A 25,902-nucleotide genomic window follows, 5' to 3' on the forward strand; every position below is an offset into this window, starting at 1 on the left:
CCTTCGACGCCTGATCGGAAGCGACGGCCGGGGCATCGAGCCCGACCGTCGCTGAACTCACCCCTAGCCCCTCCCTCGCAGGGAGGGGAAACAGATTTTCTTACTTCTTGATGAGCCCGATCTCGCGCAGGCGCTCGTTGAGATAGTCCTCCGCCGTGATCGGCGGCTCGCGCTCGGGGTTCTCGGCGGTGACGCACTGGGGCAGCGCCTTGATCAGGAAATCGGGCGCCGGGTGCAGGAAGAAGGGCATCGAATAGCGCGAATGGCCGCGGCGCTCGGCCGGCGGGTTGACCACGCGGTGGGTGGTCGAGGGCAGGACGTGGTTGGTCAGGCGCTGGAGCATGTCACCGACATTGACCACCATCGCGCCCTCGGGCGGCTTTACCGCCAGCCACTTGCCGTCGCGGTCGAGCAGCTCGAGCCCGGCCTCTTCGGCGCCGAGCAGCAGCGTGATCAGGTTGATGTCCTCATGCGCGCCGGCGCGCACTTCGGGGGCATCGGCGGGGACGGGGGGATAGTGGAGCAGGCGCAGCACCGAATTGCCGTCCTTGACCGCCGGATCGAACCAGTTGGGCTCCAGACCCAGGTAGCGCGCGATCGCCGAGAGCAGCTTGTCGCCCGCGGTGTCGAATGCCTGGAACAGCTCGAGGAAAGTCTCCTTGAAGCCCTCGGGCTGCGCCGGCCAGATGTTGGGCGGCATGCCGTCGCTGAAGCGGTGGCCGGCGGGGAGCTCGCGGCCGACGTGCCAGAATTCCTTGAGATCGACATGGGTCGCGCCCTTGGCGATCTCGGTCTTGAACGGCGTGTAGCCGCGCGCGCCGCCCTGGCCCGGGATGAAATAGCCGCGCTTCTCTTCCTCGGGCAGATCGAAGAAGGCCTTGGTCATCGCCCACGCGCGCTCGATCAGCGGCTGGGGGACGCCGTGATCGCGGACGACCGCGAAGCCGAAGCGCTGGAAGGACTGGCCGAAGGCCTGGGCGAAGCCGTCCGGGTCGGTCTGCTGGTCAGCCAGCGAGAGCGCCGGAATCTCGGCGAGAGTGTCGAGCATGTGAGTCTCCGAAGAAATTGATTCCCCGTTAGACCCGCCGCCCCCGCGCGGACAAGCATCGGCGACTGCGCAATTATTCGATGGCAGTGAGCGGTATCGGAGCCAAAAGGGGTGACGCGTCGGCGACGATGAGCCATTGGCCTCGCCATGAACCAGCCCGCGCAAAGCCTTGCGACCCAAAGCGCCGATCGCGCGCCGCTGCGCTTCGGCGAGTTCGTCGCGCTGATCGCCGCGATGATGGCTCTGACCGCGCTCGGCATCGATTCGATGCTGCCCGCGCTGCCCGCGATCGGCGACAGCCTCGACGTCGCATCGGCGAACCACCGCCAGTTCGTGATCACTGCCTATCTGATCGGCTTCGCCTTCGCGCAGCTGATCTACGGCCCGGTCTCGGACCGGTTCGGGCGGCGGCCGGTGCTGGGCATCGCGCTGCTTTCCTATGTGGTCACCTGCGCGGTGGCGGCGATCTCGGGGAGCTTCGTGCTCCTTCTCGTCGCGCGCGCCGCGATGGGAGCCGCCGCTGCGGGTGCCCGCGTGGTGACCGTGGCGCTGGTGCGCGACTGCTTCGCCGGGCGCGCGATGGCGCGGGTGATGAGCCTGGCCTTCATGGTGTTCATGGCGGCGCCCGTCCTCGCACCCGCCTTCGGCCAGGGCATCCTCTGGGCCGGAGGATCGTGGCGGATGATCTTCTGGGGCGTGGGCGCCACCGCCGCGCTGGTCGCCGCATGGTTCTGGCTGCGCATGCCCGAGACGCTGAGCGCGGAGGCGCGCCAGTCGCTCCACCCGGCGCGGATCGCGCGCGACTACGCCATGGTGCTGCGCGACCGCTATGCCGTGGGCTACACGCTCGCCGCGGCCTTTCTGTCGGGCGGGCTGTTCGGCTTCATCGGCTCGGTCCAGCAGATCATGGCGGACGTGTTCCACCGCCCCGAGTTGCTGACGCTCGTGTTCGCCGCAGTGGCGAGCACGATGGCGCTGGGCTCCTTCCTCAACTCGCGGATCGTGATGCACCTCGGCACGCGCCGCATCTCGCATTCGGCGCTCGCCGGGCTGATCGTGATCGCCGGCATCCATTTGCTCGTCGCCCAATGGGGCTTCGAATCGCTGTGGAGCTTCGCGATCCTCCAGGCGCTGATGATGGCGTGCTTCGGTCTCGCCACGTCCAACTTCTCCGCCATGGCGATGGAGAAGATGGGGGCGATCGCAGGCACCGCGTCGAGCCTGCAGGGCTTCGTCACCACGCTGGGCGGCGCGCTGATCGGCGCGGCGATCGGCCAGAATTTCGACGGGACGACGGTGCCGCTCTACGCGGGCTTCCTGGCGATGGGCGTGCTCGCCTTCATCGTCGTCGCGATCGCCGAGCGCGGCAGGCTGTTCCGCCCCAGCTAAGTACAAGCCTCGCGGAACGCTGGGGGCTGCTTGGCCGTTCGTTACGCTGTTGGGGACACGGGTCCCCGGAGCAACGAGAGGCAGGCGAATGGGCGGTCAGCAGATACCCGCAATGGGGCCCGGCGACGATGGCTGGGACGAGGATGGCTATGACGAGAGCCAGCGCGCCGAGATCATCGAGACGACCAACGACGCCCCCAGCGACGGCACGATCCTGACCGACATTCCGATCGACCTGGGCGAGGACGGCGACGAGGACGACACCGACGAGCTCCGGATGGTCGACGACGAGCTGGGCGAGGAGGACGAGGAAGTCGACCTGGCCGAGGAAGACATCCGCGAGGACGACATCCAGGCGGATTTCGACGACGAGGAGCTCGACGAGGACGATCTCGACGAGGAGCTCGACGACGGCGACGACATCGCGCTCGAACCCTGATTCGGCGGCTAGCTTCGCACTTTTCCCGCGAATCGTGACATAAACTGTCGCCCGAGGGCATCTTTGTTGCCGAGCCTTTCGGGCGAATCCGGACGGTTCAAAGAGCAGCGTCGAGGGTGGCAGCGCAAATCCTACATTGGAAGCTGCTCCGGCTTCCCGCACGAACAAGGGGCGCCCTTCCGCAAGGAAAGGCGCCCTTCGTCGTTCGCCCGCGGGCGAAGCTTCACATCTTGAAGCGCGCCCCGATCAGGATCGTGCGGCCGAAGTGGTTGTACTCGTAGTTGCGCTGCGCATCGATGTCGGTCCAGCGCTCGCGATAGGCGTCGGTGAGGTTGGTACCCTCGACCGAGAGCTCGACCCAGTCGGTCAGCTTGTAGCGGACCGAGGCGTCGACGTTGGTGATCGCGTCATAGCCTTCGAACACATTGCCGGTGCCGCTGTTCGCGTCGACATAGGGGCCGCGATAGCTGACCGAAGCACGCGCGCTGAAGCGGCTGTCCTCGTAATAGAGCGTCGCGTTGAACGCCTTCTTCGAGAGGCCGAACAGCGTCGATTCCCGCAGCGCCGGCACGAGCGGGCCGAAGGTGCAGGCAGCTGTGGGCGAGGTACGGACGCACACCTGCTCGACCGGCCCCGAGACATTGTAGGTGGCCTTGGAGTCGACGAAGGTCGCGTTGACGATGCCGCCGAAGTTCGAGAGGAACCCCGGCAGGAAGCGGAACGGCGCCTGCAGCGACAGCTCGACGCCGTTGAGCGTCGCGCCCTTGCCGTTGGTGATCGAGTTGATCGTCCACAGCTGGCCTTCCGGATTGATCGCGGCCGGTGAGCTCGGCGGGATGATCGACAGCGGCAGCCCGGTCGAGGCGAAGGTGCCGCTGCGCGTCTCGGAAACCGGGAAGCTCTGGATCTCCTTGCGGAAGAAGGCGACCGAGGCGATCGACTGCGGCGCGAAATACCATTCGATCGCCGCGTCATAGGCCGTCGCGCGATAGGGCTCGAGGAACGGATTGCCGTAGCTGATCCGGTAGTTGAACCCGTCGACCGAGCCGCCGGGCGTCAGATTGCCGAGCGACGGCCGCGTGATCACCTTGGCGATGGCGCCGCGGATGATCAGGTCGTGCGCCGGGAAGATCGCGACGTTGAACGAGGGCAGCCAGTCGTCATAGCTGCGCTCGACCGTGACCGGCACGCCGCTGCTCAGGCCGGTCGAGGTCTGGTGCGTGTTGACGTAGCGGATGCCCGCATTGATCGCCATTTCGATCCCGCCCAGATCGCGCCGCGCGTCGAACTGGAGATAGCCGCCCTTCACTTCCTCGGTCACGCTGCGCGTGTTGCCCGCGTCGACTGCCAGCGGCCGGCCGTAGAGGCCGGTGAAGCCCGCGGCGGCGTCGAGATTGGGGATCAGCCATTCGGTGGTGGTGCCGCCGGGCTGGCCGGCATCGCCGAGCGACACGAGCTCGCCCAGGTTGCCCGCGGGGAAGCCATAGATCGCCGAGGGACCGAACGCCGAGGAGGGCGAACAGGTGATCGTCCCCAGCACGCGGTCGACGCCACCGTTGCCGCACACCACGGCATCGCGGGTATAGGCTTCGGAATCGAAGTCGAAGCGCCGGTATACGCCGCCCGTCTTGACCGTGAAGCCTTCCGCCGCGTCCCATTCGGTGCGCAGCTGCACCGTCTTGAACTTGTTGGTGACGTTCGACGGACGGTCGCGGATCTCGGCGAGCTGGAAATTGGCCGGATCGGTGACGCTGGTGCCGAAGCTCAGCACCGGCCGGTTCATGTCGCTATAGTCGTAGCGATAGCCCTGCGCGTCGCGATCGTCGAAGACGAAGGTCGTCTCGACCGGCACGTCGGCATCCGACTTGGAGATGCCGCCCAGCAGGGTGAAGCGGAAATTCTCGCCGATGTCCTGATCCCAGCTCGCGCCGATCTGGTAGAATTCGGTCTGCGACTGCTTGAGGAAATGCTCGGTGCGCACCCAGGCATCGTTGAGCGTGGCGGCGATCAGGTTGTTGTTGGAATCGATGGTATAGTCGCTGATGTTGATCGAGCGTTCGTTCGAGCGCAGCAGCACCTCGAGCCACTTCTCCTCGCGATCTTCCTTGAAGCGCGAATAGAGCCCGTCGATCGAGATCTTGGTCGCGTCGGTCGGCGCCCATTGGACGCTCGCAGTGAGCCCGAGGCGCTCGCGCTCGTGGCGCACCACGCCGTAGCGCGGAATACGCGGGTGGAAGGCGAGCGCGACCTGATCGCAGGCCGAGCTGAAATCGGGGCGGTAGCTGCCGCCGCTATTGGCCTGCGGCGTAGTGTAGTTGCGCGTGCCGCCGCTGACCGTGGAGTTCCAGAAGCACGGCGTGCCGTCCACCGAATCGAACGGCGCCTGCGCCCAGCGCACGCTGTTGTTGCCGAGCTCGAGCGTCTCGCTCTTCTGATAGGCCGCCGAGACCGAGGCGCCGAGCGTCCCGTCGGGCGACTTCCAGCCGAGCAGGCCGGCGAAGCGCGGACCCCAGGTCTCGCTCAGGTCGTTGTAGCTCGCCTGCGCCGAGCCGACGATCGTGAAGCCTGCCTTGCCGGCGAGAGGGTTGCCGGTGTTGAGGTCGACGACCGCGCCCAATGAGCCTTCGTCGAGCGAGGCCTCGGCGGTCTTGTGGACTACGATCGAGCTGAACAGCTCGGAGGCGAAGACATTGAAGTCGAAGGCGCGATCGCGGTTGGACGAGGCGCCGTCGTGCGACGTCGCGATCGTCTCGAGCCCGTTGACCCGAACGCGCGTGAACTGCGAGCCCAGCCCGCGCACGGTGATCGCGCGGCCCTCGCCGCCGTCGCGCTGGATCGAGATGCCGGGGATGCGCTGGAGCGATTCGGCGAGGTTCTGGTCGGGGAATTTGGCGATGTCCTCGGCGACGATCGCGTCGACCGAAGTGACCGAATTGCGCTTCACGTTGAGCGCGGCTTCGAGCGACCGGCGGAAGCCGGTGACGACGATCTCGTCCTCGGCGGGCGCCGGCTCTTGCGCATCGGCGGCGGGCTGGTCCGCGGCGGGGTCGGTCTGGGCCGCGGCAGGCATCGCCAGGCCGAGCGCGAGCGCGGCCATCGACGCGCCGCCCAGCGTGCGCGCAATCGAATCGAACGAACCGGAAACTGAAATTCGCATCCCCTACCTCCATGTGCCGCAGGCGCGACATTGTGTTCGTTCCGGCACGCCATGTGCGCGGAAGCTCAGTTCTGCAGGGACGCGATTCACCCGATAGCCTGTGCGTCCTCCCCAACGGCGGCCGTTCTTCGACGGTCTCGCCTCCGGTTCTACCGGTAACCGGTGTCAGGCAGACTTAACAATCGGGCTCGGGCTTTGTCAATCAAACTGTGACACCGGTGCCAAATCGCCTGTCCCGTCGCGGGGCTGGCGCCTTGCGATTGCCGGCATGGGCTTGCCGAACAAGGGCGCGGGATGGGCGACTGCCGAAAGCGGATTGTGGCGGGCTCGCCGAGCCGCCGACGGGCGTGCCGGCCTGTTTCGACTATCCGGCGCGGATGTGGGCGCCCTACGCGTCAGCCGGCCGGCTGCTGCGCGTCGATCAGCTCGAGCACGTCGGCGATCAGCGCGCGCATCGCGTCGCGCGCCGCCTCGGCATCGCGCGCGAGGATCGCGTCGTGCACCGCGGCATGGTCGGCAAGGCTCGCGTTGCGGCCCTTGATCCGGTTGGTGAAGCGGATCGAGGTGCGAAGCGCGGTGCCCACCATCTCGCGGAACTGCGCGTAGAAGGGGTTCTGCGAGGCGTGGAGCACTGCGACGTGGAAGGCGATGTCGGCCTCCAGCGGATCGTCCTCGCCGCGCTCGGCGGCTTCCATCCGCGCGAGGCCGGCGGAGATATGCTCCAGGTCCTCGGCCCCACCGAAGCGCGCCGCCAGCGCCGCCGCCTCGGGCTCGATCGCGACGCGGAGCTGGTTGAACTGGCGGAGCAGGTCGAGCGAGAATTGCCGTTCGAGCAGCCAGCGCAGAACGTCGGGATCGAACAGGTTCCAGTCGGCGGCGGGGCGGACGACCGTGCCCTGGCGCGGGCGGGCGCTCAGCAGCCCCTTGGCAGTGAGCATCTTCACTGCCTCGCGCGTCACCGAGCGGCTGACGCCGTGCTGCCTGGCCAGCTCGGCCTCGGTGGGGAAGGGCTCGCGCTCGTATCGGCCGGTGACGATCGCGCGCCCCAGGCTGTCGAGCAGGCCATAGGTGAGGTTGCGTCCGAGCTGGGGCCGCGCGTCGGCCATGCCGAGTGCCGGATATTCGAGCGCCATCCTCTCCCCCTTTTCGCGCGCGTCGCATGGCCTTGGCGCGCGGCTTTTCGGCCCCTTGTTACTCCTGCGGTTCCGCTGGACAAGGGCAATAAATCGGATAAATGAGACCGCAAAGCCGTACAGCGGCGGCCGGGCGGCGAGCAACGCCGGACCCTGGCAAAGGGGGAGGAAGCCATGAGTCTCTCGCAGATCGACCTGATCGTCGTCATCATCTACGCGATCGGCATCTTCGGCCTTGCGCAATGGGTCAGCCGCGAGAAGGCGGGCCATACCAAGGACACGTCCGACTATTTCCTTGCCTCCAAGGCGCTGCCCTGGTGGGCGATCGGCGCCTCGCTGATCGCGGCCAACATCTCGGCCGAGCAGATCGTCGGCATGTCGGGATCGGGCTATGCGATCGGCCTCGCGATCGCCTCCTACGAGTGGATGGCGGCGCTGACGCTGCTGATCGTCGGCAAGTTCTTCCTGCCGATCTTCCTCAAGAACCAGATCTACACCATGCCGCAGTTCCTCGAGCAGCGGTTCGGGCCGACCATCCGGACGGTGATGGCGGTGTTCTGGCTCGTCCTCTACGTCTTCGTGAACCTGACTTCGATCATCTGGCTCGGATCGGTGGCGGTGACGCAGGTCGCCGGCGTCAACCAGGACGTGGCGCTGGTCGGCCTCGGCGCCTTCGCCTTGCTCTACCAGCTGCGCGGCGGCCTCAAGGCGGTGGCGCTGACCGACATCGTCCAGGTCACGCTTCTCGTGCTCGGCGGGCTCGTCGTCTCGTACCTGACGCTGAGCAAGATCGGCGGCGGCGCGGGCGTGCTAGGCGGCTTCGCCGAGCTGACTCGCCGCGTGCCCGATCACTTCGACATGATCCTCAGCCCCGACAATCCGCACTACAAGGAGCTGCCCGGCATCGCCGTGCTGGTCGGCGGCATGTGGATCGCCAACCTGAGCTACTGGGGCTTCAACCAGTATATCATCCAGCGCGCGCTGGCGGCGAAGAGCCTGCCCGAGGCGCAGAAGGGCGTGATCTTCGCGGGCTTCCTCAAGCTGCTGATGCCGGTGATCATCGTGCTGCCGGGCATCGCCGCGGTGGTGCTCGCGCCCGATCTCGCCAAGCCCGACCAGGCCTATCCGACGATGATGGCGCTGCTGCCGACCGGGCTGCTCGGCCTCGTCTTCGCGGCGCTGATCGCGGCGATCATCGCGTCGACCGCGTCCAAGATCAATTCGATCGCGACGATCTTCACCCTCGACATCTATGCCAAGCTCAAGGGCGTGCCGACCCAGGCCGAGGATGCCGAGGGCAACCGCGCGCGCGAGACGAAGCTCGTGCTCGTCGGCCGGATCGCCGCGGTGGTCGCGATCGTCATTGCGATGCTGACGGCACGGCCGCTGCTCGGCAGCCTCGACCAGGCGTTCCAGTACATCCAGGAATTTTCGGGCTTCGTGACGCCGGGCATCACCGTCATCTTCCTGCTCGGCCTGTTCTGGCCGCGCGCGACCGAGGCAGGCGCGCTCGTCGGCGCCATTGCGTCGGTGGTGCTGAGCTTCCTCTTCTGGTTCCCGGCGGACTGGGGTGGGATCGCGGCGCTCAACGCAGTGCCGTTCATGAACCGCATGATGATCGTGTTCTTCCTCTCGCTCGCGCTGGCGGTGATCGTCTCGCTCGCCCGCCCGGCGCGCGCCGACAGCAACCGCATCACCATGGAAGGGGTGAGCTTCCGCACGACCACCGGCTTCAACGTGGCGGGGGTGATCATCATCCTGATCCTGATCGCGCTCTACGCGACCTGGTGGTGAGCTTCGAAGGGCCCTTTCTCGCGGTCGACTGGGGTACGACCAACCGGCGCGTCTTCCTGATCGAGGACGGCCGGGTGGTCCGCACCGAGCGCGACGACAGGGGCGTCACGGCGGTGGAGGATTTCTCCGCGGAAGCCTTGGCGATCCGCGAACGCTTCGGCGACCTGCCGATGCTGCTCGCGGGCATGGTGGGGTCGAACATCGGCTGGCGGCCGGCGCCCTATGTCGCCGCGCCCGCCGGCGTGGCCGAGCTTGCCGCGGCGCTGCTCTGGATCGACGCGCGCACCGCGATCGTCCCCGGCATCTCGACGCTGGTCAGCGGCCGTCCCGACGTGATGCGGGGCGAGGAGGTCCAGCTTCTGGGCGCCGTGGCGGCGGGGCTGGTGCCGGCGGATTCGCTGCTCGCCCAGCCGGGCACGCATTGCAAATGGGTCGAGATGCAGGGCGGCAAGGTCGCCGACTTCGTCACGGCGATGACCGGCGAGCTGTTCGCGCTGCTGCGCAGGCACGGCCTGCTCGCGGCACAACTGGGCGGCGAAGTGACGCTTGGAGACGCCTTCCGCGAGGGCGTCGAGGACGGCAAGCGCCAGGATCTCGCCGCGCTGCTGTTCGGCATCCGCGCCGCGAAGATGCTCGGCCGGCGCGACGATGCCGATGCGGCTTCCTATGCCAGCGGGCTGCTGATCGGCAGCGACGTCTCGGCACGGCTCGCGACCACGGGGCACGACACGGTGCACATTCTCGCCGATCCGGGCCTCGGCGGACTTTACGCGGCGGCGATTCAAGCGCACGGCCGCAATGCCTATCTGATCGACAGCCACGCCGCCTTCGTCGCGGGGATCAACGAGATCGTGAGACAATGAGCCATATCGCCGCATTCGACGCCGCCTTCGCCCGCTGCCCGCTGATCGCGATCCTGCGCGGGGTGAAGCCCGACGAAGTCGAGGCGGTCGGCGAGGCGCTGGTCGACGGCGGCTTCACGCTGATCGAAGTGCCGATGAACTCGCCCGAGCCGCTCGACAGCGTCGCGCGGCTGGCGCGGCGGTTCGAGGGCCGCGCGGTGATCGGTGCCGGCACGGTGCTGCGCGTCGATCAGGTCGATGCCGTGCGCGCCGCCGGCGGCACGATGATCATCTCGCCCAACGCCGACACGCGCGTGATCGCCGCGAGCGCCGCGGCGGGGCTGGTGTCGCTCCCCGGCGTGGTGACTCCGACCGAGGCCTTTGCCGCGATCGACGCGGGCGCCACCGCGCTCAAGCTCTTCCCCGCCGAGGGATCGAGTCCCGCGGTGCTCAAGGCGATGCGCGCGGTGCTTCCCAAGGACATGCGCCTGCTTCCCGTCGGCGGGATCGCGCCGGACAATATGGATCCGTGGCGCGAAGCCGGCGCGGCGGGCTTCGGCCTGGGGTCGGCGCTCTACAAGCCGGGGTTCACTGCGGACGACGTCCGCCCCCGCGCGCGGGCGTTCGTCGCGGCGCTCGGCTGATTTCCCTCTCCCCCCCTTTCAGGAAGGGGAGAATGGCGGATTAAGGCGCCTCGCCGTTGACCGGCACCGGGCCCTGGGGCGTCGGCTGGAGGAGCGAATCGCCGCCCAGCGTACGATAGAGCGTCACCAGGTTGCTCGCCTGCACCAGCCGTGTGTTCACCAGCCCGCGCTGCGCCGAATAGAAGGAGCGCTGCGCGTCGAGGCTGGAGAGGAAGGGCTCGATTCCGCCGCGATAGCGCGCCTCGGTCAGGCGATAGGTGTCGGCTGCCGCCTCGGCCTGGGCCTGGGTCGCGCGGAGCTGCTCGGTGATCGTGCCGCGGCGCGCCAGCGCGTCGGCGACTTCGCGGAAGGCGGTCTGGATCGCGCGCTCGTAGCTGGCGATTGCGGCATCGCGCTGCGCCTCGCTCAGCCGCACCCCGGCCTTGCCCGCGCCGCCGCGGAAGATCGAGTAATCGGCATTGGCGCCCGCCGACCAGTTGAACCCGCCGCCGCTCAGCAGCCCGGTCAGCGCGTTGCTGGCGAGCCCGAGCAGACCCGTGAGCGAGATGCGCGGGAAGAGCGCGGCGCGCGCGGCGCCGATCTCGGCATTGGCGGCACGGAGCTGGTATTCGGCCTGGACCACGTCCGGCCGGCGCAGCAGCACGCCCGAATCCATGCCCGCGGGCAGCTCGGCGATGGTTCTGGCGGCATCGTCGATCGAGCCGGGAAGCGTCGCCGGATCGATCGGCGCGCCGACGAGGAGCTGGAGCAGGTTGACGTCCTGCGCCAGCGCGGTGCGCTGCTCGGCCAAGTCGGCGCGTGCGCCCTCGAGCACTTGCTCGGCCTGGCGCAGGTCGGTGCGCGGCGCGATGCCGCCCTCCAGCCGCGCACGCGTGAGCCGCACGCTGCTCTCCGCGTTCTTGGCCGTGTCCTCGGCGATCCGGAGCAGGCTCGCGTCGGCCGCGTGGCGGAGCCAGGCATCGGCGATGTCGCCGACCAGCGTGAGCCAGGTCGCGCGGGCGCCCGCCTCGGTCGCGAAATAGCGATTCTGCTCGGCATGGGTGAGCGAGGCGACGCGGCCGAACAGGTCGAGCTCGAAGCCCGGAATGCCGGCGTCGGCCGAGAAGCTGGTTCGCGGACCCGAATCGTTCGAGCCCCCGCTGGCACCGCTGCCGCTCCGCCCGTCCGAGACCGTCGCGCCGACGCCGGCGGTCACTTCGGGGAGCCGGTCGGCGCGCTGGATGCGATATTGCTCGCGCGCGGCGCGGATGTTGGCCGCCGCGACGCGCAGGTCGCGGTTGTTGGCGAGCGCCTGGGCGATCAGCGACTGGAGCCGCGCGTCGCGGAAGATGTCGCGATACGTGACTGCCGGCAGCGCGGCCTCGCTCTGGCGCAGATAGGCGTCGCCCACCGGCCAGCTCGGCGGCACCGGCGCCGCGGGCTGGACGTATTTGGGCTCCATCGAGCAGCCGGCGAGCGCGGTCGCCGCAAGGAACAGCGCGGCGCGCTTCATGCCGTGGCCTCCGGAGGATTGCGCCGCACGCGCTCGCGCAGGGCCTTGAACCCGTCGCGTACGCCGCGGCGGACGAGCACGAAGAACAGCGGGATGTAGAAGATCGCCAGCACCGTCGCGGTCAGCATGCCGCCGATCACGGCGGTGCCGATCGCGATGCGGCTGTTGGCGCCTGCACCGGTCGAGATCGCCAGCGGCAGCACGCCGAAGATGAAGGCGAGGCTGGTCATCAGGATCGGCCGCAGGCGGATGCGCGCGGCCTCGAGCGCGGCGTCGATGATCCGCGCGCCGCGCTTCTCGGCCTGCTCGGCGAACTCGATCATCAGGATCGCGTTCTTCGCCGCCAGGCCCATGGTCGTGAGCAGGCCGATCTGCAGATAGACGTCGTTCTGCAGCCCGCGCAGCGTCACTGCGAACACCGCGCCGACAAGGCCGAGCGGAATGACGAGCAGCACCGCGGCGGGGACCGACCAGCTCTCGTAGAGCGCGGCGAGGCACAGGAACACGACCAGCAGCGACACCGCATAGAGGTACGGCGCCTGGCCCGACGACAGCCGCTCCTGGAACGACAGCCCCGACCAGGCGACGCTGGTGCCCGGGATCTGCGCGGCGAGCTTCTCCATCCGCCGCATCGCCTCGCCCGAGCTGGTGCCCGGCGCGGCCTGGCCCTGGATCTCGAACGCGGGGATGCCCTGGAAGCGCGACATGGTCGTCGGCGCGGTCGCCCAGCTCGTCTGCGCGAAGGACGAGAAGGGCGCCATCTCGCCGTCGCGCGAGCGGACGAACCACTCGTTGATGTTCTCGGGGCTCGCGCGGAACTGCGCGTCGCCCTGGACATAGACGCGCTTGACGCGGCCGCGGTCGATGAAGTCGTTAACGTAGCGCCCGCCCCAGGCCGTCGACAGCGTCGAGTTGACGTCGCCCTGGTTCAGCCCCAGCGCCGACAGCTTCTGCTGGTCGATGTCGACCTTGAGCGTCGCCACGTCGGGCAGGTCCGAGAGCCGCACCTGCGCCAGCATCGGATCGTTGTTCGCCTCGGCCAGCAGCTTGTCGCGCGCCGCGAGGAACTGCTCGCGCGACATGCCGCTCGAATTCTGCAGCTGCATGGTGAAGCCGCTCGACTGGCCGAGCCCGCGGATTGCCGGCGGCACCAGCGCGAAGACCTGCGCGTCGCGGAAGTTGCGGAACGCGCCCGCCGCACGCTGGACGATCGCCTCGGCGCCATTCTCCCTGCCGTGGCGCTCGGACCAGTCGGCGAGGTTGATGAAGCCCTGGCCGGTGTTCTGGCCGCTCGCGCCGCCGCCGCCACCGCCGCCGGTGACGGTGAACATCGTCGCGGTGTTCTTGCCTTCCTGCTCCATGAAATAGCGCTCGACCGCCTTCTGCACTTCCTGCGTGCGGCTCTGGGTCGCGCCGGCGGGCAGGCGGAACTGCACCGACACCGCGCCCTGGTCCTCGGTCGGCAGGAAGCCGGTCGGCAGCCGCGTGAACAGCGCCACGAGCAGCGCGCAGACCAGCAGGTAGATCAGCAGGAACAGCCACTTGCGGTTGACCACGGTGGACACCGTCTGCGTGTAGCGCTGCACGCCGCGATCGAAGTTGGTGTTGAAGCCGTCGCGTGCCTTCGCGAAGAAGCGCCCCACGGCGGGGAAGCGCCGCTCCACCCAGCCATTATGCTCCTGGCTCTTCTTCTTGAGCAGCGTCGCGGTCAGCGCCGGCGTCAGGATCAGCGCGACCATCACCGACAGCACCATCGCCGAGACGATCGTCACCGAGAATTGCCGGTAGATCACCCCGGTCGAGCCGCCGAAGAAGGCCATCGGCAGGAACACCGCCGAGAGCACCAGCGCGATGCCGACCAGCGCCATCTGGATCTGGTCCATCGACCGGATCGTCGCCTCGCGCGGACCGAGCTCGGGGTCCTCCTCCATCAATCGCTCGACGTTCTCGACCACGACGATCGCGTCGTCGACGAGCATGCCGATCGCCAGCACCAGCCCGAACAGAGTCAGCGTGTTGATCGAGAAGCCCAGCGCATAGAAGACCGCGAAGGTGCCGAGCAGCACCACCGGCACCGCGATGAACGGGATCAGCGTCGCGCGCACGCTCTGCAGGAAGATGAACATCACGATCACCACCAGGATGATCGCCTCGACCAGCGTCTTCACCACTTCCTCGATCGAGAGCTTGATGAAGGCGGTCGTGTCGTTGGCATAGGCGTATTTGAAGCCCGCCGGGAAGCCGCGCGAAATGTCCTCGACCTTGGCCTTGACCAGCTCGGCGGTCTCGAGCGCGTCGGCGCCGGGGGCCAGGCTGATCGCGATGCCCGCGCCCGGATGGCCGTTGACGCGGCTCACGGCGTTGTAGCTCTCGGCGCCCAGCTCAATGCGCGCGACATCGCTCAGCAGCACGTTGGCGCCGCTCGCCTCGGTCTTGAGGATGATCTGGCGGAACTGCTCGGGCGTCTGCAGGCGCGACTGGGCGGTCACCGTCGCGTTGAGCATCTGCGTCGGCGGCTGCGGCTGGCCGCCGATCTCGCCGGCGGCGACTTCGGTGTTCTGCGCCTGGATCGCGCTGATCACGTCGCTCGGCATCAGCGAATAGCTCGCCAGCCGGTCGGGGTTCAGCCAGATGCGCATCGCATAGGGCGCGCCGAACACATTGGTGTCGCCCACGCCCGGCACGCGCGCGAGCGGGTCCTGCAGGTTCGACGCCAGCCAGTCGGACACGTCCTGGTTGGTGCGCTTGTCGGTCTCGTCATAGACGCCGACGATCATCAGGAAGTCGGGATTCGACTTGGTGACGCGCAGCCCCTGCTGCTGCACCTGCTGCGGCAGGCGCGACAGTGCCTGCTGTACCTGGTTCTGCACCTGCACCTGGGCGATATCGGGATCGGTGCCCTTCTCGAACGTCGCCGAGATGTTCACCTGTCCGCGCGACGTCGACGAGGAGCTGAAATAGATCAGCCCGTCGATGCCGGTGAGCTGCTGCTCGATCACCTGGGTGACCGAATTCTGCACCGTCTCGGCAGAGGCGCCCGGATAGGAGGCGCGGATGTTGACCTGCGGCGGCGCGACGTCTGGATATTGCGCGATCGGCAGCGACATGATCGCGCCCACGCCCATCAGCATCACGATGATCGCGATCACCCAGGCGAAGATCGGGCGATCGATGAATATGCGAGACATGCCGGATCAGCCGCCCTTCTTGGTGGCGCCGCCCTGCGCGCCCTGGCCGCGCTTGGGCGCCTCGATGCGCTGCGGAGCGGTATAGGGTACGGGGCGGATCTCGGCGTCGTTGCGCAGGTTCGCGGTGCCCTGCACGATCACCTTGTCGCCGGGGGCGAGACCCTGGGTCACCACCCAGTTGGCGCCCAGCGTGCGCTCGGCGACGACCGAGCGCGCCACGGCGCGGTTGCCCGGGCCGACGACGAAGACGGTGGCGTTGCCGCGCGGATCGCGCGCGACGCCTGCCTGCGGCACCAGGATCGCGCGGGTGTTGATCGCCTGGTCGAAGATCGCGCGGGCGAACATGCCGGGAAGCAGCAGCCCCTCGGGATTGGGGAAGCGCGCGCGCAGCGTCACGGTGCCGGTGTTGGCGTTGACCATCACTTCGGCGAATTCGACCGTGCCGGAATAGCCATAGTCGCTGCCGTCCTCGAGCTTCAGGTGCACGGTCGCGCTCGCCGGCGCGACTCCGCCCTTGGCCAGCGCCTTGCGCATCGAGAGCATGTCGGCGCTCGACTGCTGGATGTCGACGAAGATCGGGTCGAGCCGCTGGATCACCGCCAGCGGCTCGCCCTGGTTGGCGGTGACCAGCGCGCCCTCGGTCACCAGCGATCGGCCGATTCGGCCGGTGATCGGCGCGGGGACTCGCGTGAAGCGCAGGTTGATCTGCGCGGTGCGCAGTTGCGCGCCGTTCTGCGCCACCGCGGCCTGCGCCTGGCGCGCCTGGGCGGCGGCGTCGGTATAGTCCTGCTTGCTGACTGCCTCCATCTCGGCGAGCGGGCGGTAGCGCTGGGCGCGGACCTGCGCCGCCTCGGCGCTGGCGCGCGCGCTCTGGAGGTTGGCCGAGGCCTGGGCGGCCTGGGCCTGATAGAGGCTCGGGTCGATCTGGTAGAGCGTCTGGCCGGCGCGGACGAGCGAGCCTTCGCGGAACAGCCGCTTCTGGACGATGCCCGCCACCTGCGGGCGCACTTCGGAAGTCTGGAACGCCGTCACCCGGCCCGCCAGCTCGGCGGTCACCGGCACGTCGGCCGCCTGCACCACCACATAGCCGACCTGCGCCGGTCCGCTCGGTCCGCGGCCCTTCTTCTCGGCCTGGCCTCCGCCGGAGCAGGAGGCGAGGAGCATTGCAGAGGCAAGAGCCGTCGCGGCAATGACGGTGCGCGTCCGGCGTGAGAAGGTCGGAGGATTGGCTCGCAATTCGTTGATCCGCTCTGCGCGCCCGCCGGGGAGCGGACGCAATTCAGTCCGAAACCCGCCCCATAGACCGCGGGTTGCGCGGCTTCTATCGAAGAAATGTATCAGATTATGTCAGGGTCTGCTCGGAAATGCGCGGAAGGGTGCATTTCGAAGCGGCACCGGCCCGCTCCCCACCCGGCCACCCAACGGCAGTATCATATGGGTGGCCGGGTGGGGGAGCGGGCCGGTGCCGCAATGCGCCGAAGGGCGCATTCCCGAACAGGGCTCCCGGACATGCGAAAGGCCGCCTCCCTTGCGGAAGACGGCCTCTCCATTGCCGGCCGCTGCGGCGAGCGGCGTGCTACTTGGTGCCCTCAGGCAAGCGCTCCGACGGAGCGGACCGATGCCTTGCTGGGCGCCGCAGTCGGCGTGTGACAATGAGACATTCGATCACCTCCTTCCATGTTGTTGAACTCGAATGACAATATGGGTGTCTCGCCGGCGAATTAAAGGGAGTGGCGCAAGTTTCGCGAACCCCTTAGTAACCCGCCCCCAATGGCACGTATCGAAACCCCCAATCGGATCCGGGGCACCCAGGACATTTTCGGCGAGGAGCAGCGCCGTTTCGCGCGCGTGCTCGAGACCTTCGACCATGTCCGCCGGCTCTATTGCTTCCAGCGGCTCGAGATCCCGATCTTCGAGGCCACCGGCGTCTTCGCGCGCTCGATGGGCGAGACCTCCGACGTCGTCTCCAAGGAGATGTACACGTTCGAGGATCGCGGCGGCGATTCGATCACGCTGCGCCCCGAATTCACGGCCGGCATCGCGCGCGCCTATATCACCGAGGGCTGGCAGCAGTTCGCGCCGCTCAAGCTCGCGACCTCGGGCCCGGTGTTCCGCTACGAGCGCCCGCAGAAGGGCCGCTTCCGCCAGTTCCACCAGATCGACGCCGAGATCATCGGCGCACCCGAGCCCGCCGCCGACGTCGAGCTGCTCGTGCTCGCCGACCAGCTGCTCCACGAGCTGGGAATCCATGACGGCGTGACGCTCCAGCTCAACACGCTGGGCGATGCGGAGACGCGTGACGCCTGGCGCACCGCGCTCGTCGCGCATTTCGAGGCGCACAGGTACCACCTGTCCGAGGACAGCCTGACGCGGCTCGAGAAGAACCCGATGCGCATCCTCGATTCGAAGGACCCGCGCGACCGCCCGATCGCCGACAGCGCCCCCGACATCGACGCCTACCTGACCGAGGACGCCGCGGCCTTCTTCAAGGCAGTGACCGACGGTCTCGACGCGGCGGGCGTCAAGTGGACGCGCAACAGCCGGCTGGTGCGCGGGCTCGACTATTATCGCCACACCGCCTTCGAGTTCGTCACCGACCGGCTCGGCGCGCAGGGCACGGTGCTCGCGGGCGGGCGCTATGACGGGCTGATCGGCTCGCTCGGTGGGCCGGAGACGGCGGGCGTGGGCTGGGCGGCCGGCGTCGAGCGGCTGGCGATGCTGATCGACGAGCCGAAGGAAGCTGGCGTCGATGCAGTCGTCATTCCCATGGGAGACGCCGCTGCGGTCCGCGCGCAAGGGATCACTGCAGATCTGCGTCGCGCCGGCGTTTCTGCCGATATGGCGTTTCGGGGCAATATGAAGCGCCGGATGCAGAAAGCCGATGCTGCCGGAGCGCGTTACGTGCTCATTCTGGGTGAGGACGAACTTGCGCGAGGTGAGGTGACGGTCAAGTCGCTCAAGACCGGCGAGCAAGCCCCGATGCAACTCGGCTGGATTCCGCAAGGCGTGTTCGATCTGATCTTCGAAGACGACGCATTGGAAGAGAGCGGCGAAGCGGCTCCTCCGCTTTCCGAACGGCTGGCGCGCGCATGATCTCGATCCCCGCCGACCGTATCGCCGCGATCGAGGCGCGCCGCGACGAGCTCCAGGCGCAGATGGCGACGGGCGACCTGCCGGGCGACAAGTTCGTCCAGGTCTCCAAAGAATATGCCGAGCTCGAGCCCGTGGCGCTCGCCGCGAGCGAGGTCCGGCGGCTGCGCCAGGAAGCCGAATCGCTCCAGCACATGACGCAGGATGCCGATGCCGAGCTGCGCGGCATGGCCGAGGAGGAGCTCCACGCCAATCGCGAGGCGCTCGCGGTCGCCGAGCGCACGCTGGCGCTCGCGCTGCTCCCCAAGGATGCCGCCGACGAGCGCTCGGCGATGCTCGAGATCCGCGCCGGCGTGGGCGGCGACGAGGCCGCGCTGTTCGCCGGCGACCTGATGCGCATGTACCAGCGCTATGCCGATCGCATGGGCTGGCGCGTCGAGCTGATCTCGGCCTCCGAATCGGAAGCCGGCGGCTTCAAGGAAATCGTGCTCGGCGTCACCGGCGTCGGCGTGTTCGCCAAATTGAAGTTCGAAAGCGGCGTCCACCGCGTCCAGCGCGTGCCGGCGACCGAGGCGGGCGGGCGCATCCACACTTCGGCGGCGACCGTCGCGGTGCTGCCCGAGGCCGAGGAAGCCGATATCCGCATCGAGGAAAAGGACCTGCGGATCGACATCTATCGCTCGTCGGGGCCGGGCGGGCAGGGCGTCAACACCACCGATTCGGCGGTGCGCATCACGCACTTGCCCACCAACACCGTGGTGATCCAGCAGGACGAGCGTTCGCAGATCAAGAACAAGGCCAAGGCGATGAAGGTGCTGCGCACCCGCCTCTACGAGGCCGAGCGCGAGCGGCTGAATGCCGAGCGCACCGGCGCGCGCCGCTCGATGGTCGGCTCGGGCGACCGCTCCGAGCGCATCCGTACCTACAACTTCCCGCAGGGCCGGGTGACCGACCACCGAATCAACCTGACGCTGCACCGCCTCCCCGAAGTGATGGAAGGCGAATTGGACGAGCTGATCGGCGCCCTGATCGCCCAGGACGAAGCCGACCGGCTGGCGCAGCTGGATTCGTGAGGCACTTTTTCCCCCTCCCGCTTGCGGGAGGGGGCAGGGGGTGGGCCCCCGGCCTCCTCCTCGGTTTCGGCGTGTTGTGAGCGGGGGCCCACCCCCCAGCCCCCTCCCGCAAGCGGGAGGGGGAGTGCGTGCCGCCCTCGTCGCGGCCACCCGCACCCTCACCCCCATCTCCGACACCCCCCGTCTCGACGCCGAGCTGCTAATGGCGCACGCCCTCGACACCACCCGCGACCAACTGCTGCTCCGCCACCTCGACGACGTCGTGCCCGCCGGCTTCGACGCGCTGATCCGGCGCCGCCTCGCGCACGAGCCGGTCGCGTACATCACCGGCACGCGCGCCTTCTGGACGATCGATCTCCAGGTCGGCCCCGGCGCGCTGGTGCCGCGGCCCGACAGCGAGACGCTGCTCGAGGCGGCGGTCGAATTCTTCGGCACGCGCGCGCCCACCCGCATCCTCGATCTCGGCACCGGACCCGGCACGCTGCTGCTCGCTGCGCTCGACCAATGGCCCGAGGCGCAGGGTCTCGGCATCGACGCGTCGGAGAAGGCGCTCGGCTATGCCCGTGCCAATGCCGAGCGGCTCGGCATGGCGTCGCGCGCCGAATTCCGCCTCGGTGACTGGGCCGGGGGGGTCGAGGGTCGCTTCGACCTGATCCTCGCCAACCCGCCCTATATCGGCACCGACGAGCCGCTCCCGCCGGAGGTGCGCGAGCACGAGCCGGCGTCCGCGCTCTTCGCCGGCGCCGACGGGCTCGACGATTATCGCCGCATCATTCCCGAGCTTCCGCGGCTGCTCGCGCCCGGCGGCTGCGCGCTGCTCGAGATCGGCCATACCCAGGCCGAAGCGGTTTCTTCGCTGGCGGCGGAACAGGGACTCAGCCCGCGCGTCTATAAGGATCTGGGCGACCGTCCCCGCGCGATACGGCTTACTTGAAAGCCGGCTCGCGCGTCCCATATTTCTGCTTGGAGATTGGTGCTGCACGGGCTAAGAACGGCGCCGGGGCAAGGCACTTTCAACCAAGTCGTTGAAATTTGGGGCTGTGGCCCACTCCAAGTCATGCGAGCCGCTGCAGTCCGGCGGCCATGGCGAGCGGTAGCGCCGGTGTCCGGCCCTGCCGCATTTGTAACGTGCATCCGGGACCGAGTGGATCGACGGACGGCTTAAACAGACAGGACAGACAGACCTTGATGAACAATCGTCAAGCTAACGGCCGCCGTCGCGGCCGTGGCGGTCAGCAGCGCCAGGGTGGCAACCCCAACCAGGGCAATGGCAACCGCATCGACAATCGCGCGCGCGGCAATGCGGCGCAGCTGCTCGAGAAGTACAAGAACCTCGCCCGCGACGCGCAGATGCAGGGCGATCGGGTCAACACCGAATATTATCTCCAGTTCGCCGACCACTATTTCCGCGTGCTGAGCGAGACCCGCTCGCGCTTCGAGGAGCAGAACCAGCAGCGTCGCCAGCGCGACGATGTCGACGGCGACGACGAGGATTTCGAATTTGAGGCCGAGGGCAACCGCACCGACGAGCCCCGCGAAGAACGCCAACAGCGCGAATTTCGGGAAGATCGCCAGCCGCGCCGAGAGCGCGAGGGTCGCGAAGATCGCCGCAACGGCCGCGCCAACGGCAACGGCAACGGCAACGGCAACGGCTATGCTAACGGCAACCACGCCGAACCCGCCGAACCGGCGGTCGAAGCGCGCGAGGAAGGCGAGGAGCGCCAGGAGCGCGAGCCGCGCCGCCGCACCCGCACGCGCCGCGAGGCTGCTCCGGCCGAGGCTCCGCAGGGCATCGACGCCGCGATTCTTCCGCCCGCCTTCGGGATCGAGACCGCGGCCGAGGCCGAGGAGCCCGCTCCCAAGCCGCGCCGCCGCCGCCTGAGCAAGAGCGACGACGCCGAGGCGCCCGCGGCCTGATCGCCGGGCGCGCCATTCGCTGAAAACCAAGCATCCTCCTCCGCCACCCGGCGGGGGAGGATGTTTTCGTTCAGTCGAGGTCGACCTCGCCCTTCAGCCGGTCCTCGACGCGCTCGTCATGGCCGGTGCCCGAACTCAGGAACATCAGCCTCATCAGCGCGGCGGTGAGCATCATCGTCAGGAATACGCCCAGGAAGGTGGCGCTCGCCGTCACGAAGTTGAGCTCGCCCAGCGACCAATAGAGCACGCCGTCCGCGATCAGCGCAGTGGCGAGCGACACCAGCGCCATCCAGGCGAGGATGCGGCGGAACCGCCCCCAGGCGAAGGCGGCATATTCGGGGTCGTCGAGGTCGCGGCGATCCTCTTCCATGGCTTTGCAATTGGGGGCGATTCGTGGGAGAAACAACCGCCTGAACCCGAAAGCGGAGACGAGCGATGACGATCGCGGCAATCCTGGGGGGCAAGGGGCACGAAGTCGTCTCGATCGACGGCGACCACAAGGTGTCCGAAGCCGTGGCACTGCTCGCCACGCGGCGGATCGGCGCAGTGCCGGTGATGCAAAGCGGCGCCGTCGTCGGCGTCTTTTCAGAACGCGACGTGATCTACGGCCTCGAGCGCGAGGGCGCCGCCGCGCTCGATCGCCAGGTGCGCGAAGTGATGACTTCGCCGGCGATCACGGTCGATCCGGGCGAATCGGTGCTCGCCGCGCTCGCGCTGATGACGAAGCGGCGCGTGCGCCACTTGCCGGTGCTCGAAGGCGGACGGTGCGTCGGCATCGTCTCGATCGGCGATCTGGTGAAGTACAGGATCGAACGGATCGAGTCCGAGGCGGAGGCGATGCGCGCCTATATCCAGGCGGTGTGACGCGAGGCCCCGCCGCCGCCGGAAGACGGCGGCGAGGCCCGCGGCAGGTCAGGGCACGGTCACGCCCGCGAAATTGACCAGATCGGCGACGGTGAAGTCGCCGGGGGTTGCCGAGGGCAGCCCGGGCGTGAAGCCCCCGCTCACGTTGAGATAGGAATCGGGGTTGCGCTTGAGCATCCGCACGAAGGTCTCTGCGACGATCCGCCCGCCGACCGGCCCGAGCTGGTTGCCGCTGTTCAGCACCGCGGCCTCGCGCAGGCAATAATACCAGAGCGGGGTCTTGCTGAGCAGGATGCCGCCGTTGCTGTCGAGCAGCGCGGCCTCGCCGGGGGGGAGTCCCTGCTTGAGCTGCGCGGCGGTCATCGGCGCGATGCCGTAATGCTGCGCCACGCCCTGGCCGCTGGGCAGCCCGAGCGCGAGCCCGCGGCGCAGGTTGCGCGTCGCCAGCATCGCCATCATGCCCGAGAAGCCCGGGAGCGTGTCGAGCCCGGGCGCGAGCACGCTGTCGATCTTCTTGGCCTTGTTGTTCACCGGCACGGTGAAGCCGGTCGAGAAGAAGGCGTTGAAGTCGACCACCCAGTTCGACAGCACCGGCAGGTTGGGCTTGCGCGCGAAGGCGAAGACCTGGTCGAGCGTGGCGCCGATCTGGATGAAGTTCACCCAATAGCTGTCGCGGATCATCGAATGGCCGAAGCGATAGGCCGCCACGGCGAACTCGACCGGCATCGAGAAGGCGCTGTTCGGCGCCGCAGTCACCGACGAGAGCGCCGCCGACACCGCCGCATTGCCGCACACCCGGCCCAGGAAGTCGTGGACCACGGCCCATTGATAATGGTGCGTGACGATCTTCTTGGCCTCGACGAAGATGTCGCCCGAGAAACCCGTGGCCACCAGCCCCTCGACCACCTGGTTGTGGAACTTGAGCATCGCGTGGTGGAATTGCGAGACGATCAGATTTTCGTCGTTGCGCGGGTCGCCGATGATCGCGGTCTGGGTCGACAGCGCCGGATTGATCGGATTGACCACGCGCGGAACGTCGAAGTCGGTCTGGACCTGCATTCCGCCGAAGCCGCCCGCACCGCCCGGGCCGCCCGCGCCGCTAGGCGTGTTCGTGCCCAGGTGCAGCTTGACTGCGCTCGGCGGGCCCGAGGTCGGGAAGTCGTAAAGAAAGGCGTCGAGCGCCGGGCCGCGCCCATAGACCGAATCGAGGTCGAGCGACGGCGTCCGCATGTTGTTGATCGTCGTCGCATCGACCGGCGCATCGAGCGTCGAGGAGATGTCGAGCGTGATGTCGTGGTCCACGAACTGGCCGAAATAGGTGTAGCCCGCGGGGATCGTCGATTCGGCGCCGGCGCCGCGCGAGGGATCGGCCATGAAGTCGCCGAGCTTGCCGAGCAGCGTCTGCGTGGCGAAGTCGAAGGGCAGCTTGGTCGCGGTGCGGATGCTCGCCGGCGTCAGATAGCCGAACTTGTCGCTGCACGGGGTGCGCCACAGCCACCAGGGAAACCAGGTGAGCGCGATCTTGGCGCCGTGGAAGCGCTTGAGATCGGGGCGCAGCGCATTGATCGAGAGCTTGCGCTCGGGGATCAGAGTCTTCTCGGCGTCGGGGTCCGGGTGTCGCACGATGACGCGCAGCGCCTTGTCGCGCGCTTCGGCAGAGAAGAGCCGGGCATGGGCGAGCTGGCGGGGATCGAGCGCGATCGGCCCGTCGGCGACGGGAGTCGGCCGCTTGGGCGGCTTCGGAGGTGTGAGAACGTCAGGCATAAGCGTCTCCTTTCGCCATTCGCGCGAATGGCGTTGCTGAAATGGAAAAGCATTATGCGGCCCTGGAACGGGGTGTCTTAGGTTCGAAGACTCGAACGGATCTTCCCCCGCTGAGGCAATTAGCGCCCCGATTTAGGCGCGAGTCAAACGCTCAATATTTGCATATACTGGGCAGCATCTTGGAGGCTGACGTTAAGGCGGGGACCTTCGGCCGATCTTGATTTACCGTGCGGGCCGATCACGAATCAGCGCGACGACTTCGCGCAGCATCGGCCGCGCGAAAGCAGAGAGCAGCCCGACATAGAGCGCGGCGCCCGTGCTCGCGAGCAGCGCCAGCCGTGCCGCCGAGGGAAGCGCCGGCAGCAGCCGGTCGAGCAGCGCCACCCCCAGCGCCATCGCCGCGGAGGCGAGCAGTGCCGGCGCGATCGCCGCTGCCAGGTCGCGCAGCCGTACGCCGATCACCGGCAGCGTCCGCCAGGTCGAGATGCCAAGGTAGAGCGGATAGGCGGCGAACCATGCCGCGACGAGCCCCATCACGCCCCAGCGCACGCCGATCAGGAACGCGATCGGCAGCAGGAGCGCACCGGCCGCGCCGTTCTGGGCGCTGATGCCGGGTCGGCCACAGGCGTCGCTCGCAGGCGAATAGAGCGTCTGCAGCGTCATCATCGGCATCGCCAGCGCCAGCCATTGCACCACGGGGGCGGCCTCCGCCCATTTGGGCCCGAGCACCACCGCGACGAGCGGCTCGGCGGTTACCGCGAGCCCCAGATAGAAGGGCATCGCCGCGGTCATGATCAGCCGGGCCGATTTGACGAAGGCAGTGCCGACCGCCGCGCGATCGTCCTTCAGCCGCGCATAGGCCGAGAAGGCGACTTCGTTGAGCGGCGGCACGAACTTGGAGACGAAGATCTGCGTCAGGAACAGGCTGGTCGTATAGATGCCGAGAAGGTGCGGCTCGAACTGCCGGCCGGCGATGAACACATCGGCCTGGCTCTGCAGGAACCAGAAGAGCTGGCCGGTCGCCATCACTACGCCGTAGCGCGCCATGTCGCCGGCGCCGCGGAAGTCGAAGCTCGGGCGCACCAGCGCCCGCGCCGCCCAGGTGAGGGCGATCGCGCGGACGCCGAACAGCGCGATCGGCGCGAGCACCAGCGTCCACACGCCGAGTCCCGCGAGCGCGCCCGCCAGCGCCGCCACTGCTCCGGCGGCTCCCGAGGCTAGATTGGCCTTGGCCTGGAGCTTGAAGTCCATCGCGCGCGAGAGCAGCGCCTGGGGGAGGGCGATGAAGGGCGTCGCCAGATAGAGCAGGGCCTGCACGCGCAGCAGGTCGGCGACCAAAGGCTGGCGGTAATAGGCAGCGGCGAGGGGCGCGAGCGCGACCTGCGCCGCGGCAAGCGCGAGGTTGAGCAGCAGCAACATGCCGAAGAGTTGGCGCTGCGCCTGCACGCCGGCCTCGCCGCGCTGGATCAGTGCGCTCGCCAGGCCATAGCCGTTCAGCATGTTGAGCAGCACCAGCACGACCTGAGTCATGGCGAACAGGCCATAGTCGGACGGGCTCAACAGCCGGAGCACCACGAACGTGGAACCCCAGGCGAGGATTTGCCCGGCGATCTGGGTGCCCGAACGCCACAATACTGCGCTGCGCACCTGGTGCTTCAGCGATTCGATCGCCTGATTCGGCGCGGGCGCGGTTGATTCGGTCATGGGAGCGTCATGCGCTTCAGGGGTTTATATGCAGTGAAAGCACGGATTTCCGCGGGTTTCCGGCTGTGTTTCGGAAAAAAGACAGAAAATTCCAAAAGCCTGTTGACGCATCGGAGACCCCCACATATATGCCCTCTCACCGCGGCGCTGCGGGCCACTGAAACGGCCCAACGGCGACACGGTCACCAAAAACCAGGCGCACAGGTCGCCCCGAGAAAAAGGGGTAGGCAGGGGCGTCGGTCTTTTGCGCTCTTTGACATAGTGATTTAGATGAAGGGACATGTGGGCGGCGGCTCGGTGTCTGGGCGGCTTCTGGGCGCCTGGTACATCGTTAAAGCTTAAGCCGACTACTTGTCCTTTACAC

At 68.1% G+C, this 25,902-nt stretch carries 19 protein-coding genes; 10 read left to right on the plus strand and 9 right to left on the minus strand.

Going from position 1 to position 25,902, the window contains the following annotated elements; genetic code table 11:
- Window positions 1-100: 100 nt before the first annotated feature.
- Window positions 101-1,048 (minus strand): 2-oxoglutarate and iron-dependent oxygenase domain-containing protein, encoded by a 948-nt coding sequence (locus J7500_RS06010; RefSeq protein WP_294060613.1) that lies wholly within the window; start codon window positions 1,046-1,048, stop codon window positions 101-103.
- A gap of 147 nt (window positions 1,049-1,195) precedes the next feature.
- Between J7500_RS06010 and J7500_RS06015 the strand changes: the two genes are divergently transcribed.
- Entirely contained in the window at window positions 1,196-2,437 is a 1,242-nt protein-coding gene (locus tag J7500_RS06015) for a multidrug effflux MFS transporter (RefSeq protein ID WP_294060614.1), read from the plus strand.
- A gap of 112 nt (window positions 2,438-2,549) precedes the next feature.
- Entirely contained in the window at window positions 2,550-2,876 is a 327-nt protein-coding gene (locus tag J7500_RS06020; RefSeq protein ID WP_294060615.1) for a DNA primase, read from the plus strand.
- Between the two features lie 223 nt (window positions 2,877-3,099).
- On the opposite strand, the gene J7500_RS06025 is transcribed toward J7500_RS06020, so the two are convergent.
- Together J7500_RS06025 and J7500_RS06030 are read right to left on the minus strand one after the other, a co-directional pair.
- Window positions 3,100-6,033, minus strand: coding sequence for a TonB-dependent receptor (locus tag J7500_RS06025; protein WP_294060616.1), 2,934 nt, complete (start codon window positions 6,031-6,033; stop codon window positions 3,100-3,102).
- A 395-nt stretch (window positions 6,034-6,428) separates the two neighbouring features.
- On the minus strand, window positions 6,429-7,166 hold the full coding sequence (locus J7500_RS06030; protein WP_294060618.1) for a FadR/GntR family transcriptional regulator: 738 nt from the start codon (window positions 7,164-7,166) through the stop codon (window positions 6,429-6,431).
- Between the two features lie 174 nt (window positions 7,167-7,340).
- Between J7500_RS06030 and J7500_RS06035 the strand changes: the two genes are divergently transcribed.
- Genes J7500_RS06035 through J7500_RS06045 form a run of 3 tightly spaced genes read left to right on the plus strand, consistent with a single transcriptional unit; the run spans window position 7,341 to window position 10,446 of the window.
- A complete protein-coding gene (locus J7500_RS06035) occupies window positions 7,341-8,960 on the plus strand; it encodes a sodium/sugar symporter (protein WP_294060619.1) in 1,620 nt (539 codons plus the stop codon).
- Complete coding sequence (locus J7500_RS06040) at window positions 8,957-9,823, plus strand: 2-dehydro-3-deoxygalactonokinase (protein ID WP_294060620.1); 867 nt, start codon at window positions 8,957-8,959, stop codon at window positions 9,821-9,823. Before J7500_RS06035 ends, J7500_RS06040 begins: the two co-directional genes overlap by 4 nt.
- Entirely contained in the window at window positions 9,820-10,446 is a 627-nt protein-coding gene (locus J7500_RS06045) for a 2-dehydro-3-deoxy-6-phosphogalactonate aldolase (RefSeq protein ID WP_294060621.1), read from the plus strand. Before J7500_RS06040 ends, J7500_RS06045 begins: the two co-directional genes overlap by 4 nt.
- 40 nt (window positions 10,447-10,486) lie before the next feature.
- On the opposite strand, the gene J7500_RS06050 is transcribed toward J7500_RS06045, so the two are convergent.
- From J7500_RS06050 to J7500_RS06060, 3 genes are read right to left on the minus strand one after another with little or no spacing between them, the layout of a single operon-like run.
- Window positions 10,487-11,938, minus strand: coding sequence for an efflux transporter outer membrane subunit (locus J7500_RS06050; RefSeq protein ID WP_294060622.1), 1,452 nt, complete (start codon window positions 11,936-11,938; stop codon window positions 10,487-10,489).
- Window positions 11,935-15,126: an efflux RND transporter permease subunit gene (locus tag J7500_RS06055; RefSeq protein WP_294060623.1), complete on the minus strand. Its 3,192-nt coding sequence runs from the start codon at window positions 15,124-15,126 to the stop codon at window positions 11,935-11,937. The genes J7500_RS06050 and J7500_RS06055 overlap by 4 nt, the downstream gene beginning before the upstream one ends.
- Window positions 15,127-15,132: 6 nt before the next feature.
- A complete protein-coding gene (locus J7500_RS06060; protein WP_294060624.1) occupies window positions 15,133-16,290 on the minus strand; it encodes an efflux RND transporter periplasmic adaptor subunit in 1,158 nt (385 codons plus the stop codon).
- 606 nt (window positions 16,291-16,896) lie between these two features.
- Here J7500_RS06060 and hisS point away from each other — a divergent pair.
- From hisS to J7500_RS06080, 4 genes are all read left to right on the plus strand, one after another.
- On the plus strand, window positions 16,897-18,219 hold the full coding sequence (gene hisS / locus J7500_RS06065; RefSeq protein ID WP_294060625.1) for a histidine--tRNA ligase: 1,323 nt from the start codon (window positions 16,897-16,899) through the stop codon (window positions 18,217-18,219).
- On the plus strand, window positions 18,216-19,289 hold the full coding sequence (prfA, locus tag J7500_RS06070) for a peptide chain release factor 1 (RefSeq protein WP_294060626.1): 1,074 nt from the start codon (window positions 18,216-18,218) through the stop codon (window positions 19,287-19,289). Before hisS ends, prfA begins: the two co-directional genes overlap by 4 nt.
- 124 nt (window positions 19,290-19,413) lie before the next feature.
- Window positions 19,414-20,223 carry a peptide chain release factor N(5)-glutamine methyltransferase gene (gene prmC / locus J7500_RS06075; RefSeq protein ID WP_294060627.1) on the plus strand — a complete coding sequence of 270 codons (810 nt, stop codon included), beginning with the start codon at window positions 19,414-19,416 and terminating at the stop codon, window positions 20,221-20,223.
- Between the two features lie 254 nt (window positions 20,224-20,477).
- Window positions 20,478-21,206, plus strand: coding sequence for a DUF4167 domain-containing protein (locus J7500_RS06080; RefSeq protein WP_294060628.1), 729 nt, complete (start codon window positions 20,478-20,480; stop codon window positions 21,204-21,206).
- A 70-nt stretch (window positions 21,207-21,276) separates the two neighbouring features.
- Here the strand turns inward: J7500_RS06080 and J7500_RS06085 are convergent, their stop codons facing one another.
- Entirely contained in the window at window positions 21,277-21,576 is a 300-nt protein-coding gene (locus J7500_RS06085) for a hypothetical protein (protein ID WP_294060630.1), read from the minus strand.
- A 65-nt stretch (window positions 21,577-21,641) separates the two neighbouring features.
- Between J7500_RS06085 and J7500_RS06090 the strand changes: the two genes are divergently transcribed.
- On the plus strand, window positions 21,642-22,070 hold the full coding sequence (locus tag J7500_RS06090) for a CBS domain-containing protein (RefSeq protein ID WP_294060631.1): 429 nt from the start codon (window positions 21,642-21,644) through the stop codon (window positions 22,068-22,070).
- A 48-nt stretch (window positions 22,071-22,118) separates the two neighbouring features.
- On the opposite strand, the gene J7500_RS06095 is transcribed toward J7500_RS06090, so the two are convergent.
- On the minus strand, window positions 22,119-23,834 hold the full coding sequence (locus tag J7500_RS06095; RefSeq protein WP_294060632.1) for a heme peroxidase family protein: 1,716 nt from the start codon (window positions 23,832-23,834) through the stop codon (window positions 22,119-22,121).
- 222 nt (window positions 23,835-24,056) lie between these two features.
- A complete protein-coding gene (locus tag J7500_RS06100; RefSeq protein ID WP_294060633.1) occupies window positions 24,057-25,538 on the minus strand; it encodes a lipopolysaccharide biosynthesis protein in 1,482 nt (493 codons plus the stop codon).
- Window positions 25,539-25,902: the final 364 nt, after the last annotated feature.

Source organism: Sphingomonas sp., assembly GCF_017744835.1.
Classification (GTDB): Bacteria; Pseudomonadota; Alphaproteobacteria; order Sphingomonadales; family Sphingomonadaceae; genus Sphingomonas.